The organism is Sulfitobacter sp. UBA1132 (assembly GCF_002311545.1).
GTDB classification, from domain to species: Bacteria; Pseudomonadota; Alphaproteobacteria; order Rhodobacterales; family Rhodobacteraceae; genus Sulfitobacter; species Sulfitobacter pontiacus.
This window is the reverse complement of the sequence record NZ_DCAN01000017.1, coordinates 1-721: the sequence shown is the minus strand read 5'-3', so window position 1 is coordinate 721 and position 721 is coordinate 1. Positions and strand designations below refer to the sequence as shown.

The 721-nt window shown below is 57.7% G+C and carries 1 protein-coding gene; it reads right to left on the bottom strand.

Translation table 11 applies throughout. The features are described 5' to 3' along the window. Positions 1-719, bottom strand: a 719-nt coding sequence (locus tag B4F27_RS12605) for a GTP-binding protein (RefSeq protein ID WP_286759846.1), incomplete at its 3' end; no start/stop codon positions are given. Positions 720-721 lie beyond the last annotated feature (2 nt).

The window sequence follows — 721 nt, the reverse complement described above, 5'->3', positions numbered from 1 at the left end:
ATTTCGTCGCCAACGTTGATCACGCCACGCTCAACACGGCCGGTCACAACTGTACCACGACCGGAGATCGAGAAGACGTCTTCCACAGGCATCAGGAACGGCTGGTCAACAGCGCGCTCTGGTGTCGGGATGTAGTTGTCGACTTCTTCCATCAGCTTGCGGATGGAGTTCTCGCCGATGTTCTCGTCACGGCCTTCCATCGCCGCCAGAGCGGAACCGGGGATCACAGGGATGTCGTCGCCTGGGTAGTCGTAGGAAGACAGCAGTTCGCGGATTTCCATTTCAACCAGTTCCAGCAGCTCTTCATCGTCCACCTGGTCTACTTTGTTCATGTAGACAACCATGGCGGGGATGCCGACCTGACGGCCCAGCAGGATGTGCTCGCGGGTCTGTGGCATGGGGCCATCAGCAGCGTTCACAACCAGGATCGCGCCGTCCATCTGCGCCGCACCGGTGATCATGTTTTTCACATAGTCAGCGTGGCCTGGGCAGTCGACGTGGGCGTAGTGACGGCCTTCGGTCTCATACTCAACGTGTGCGGTCGAGATGGTGATGCCGCGTGCTTTTTCTTCGGGCGCGCCGTCAATCTGGTCATAGGCGCGGAAGTCGCCGAAGTACTTGGTGATCGCCGCGGTCAACGTGGTTTTGCCGTGGTCAACGTGACCAATGGTACCGATGTTAACGTGTGGTTTATTACGTTCAAACTTTGCCTTAGCCATGG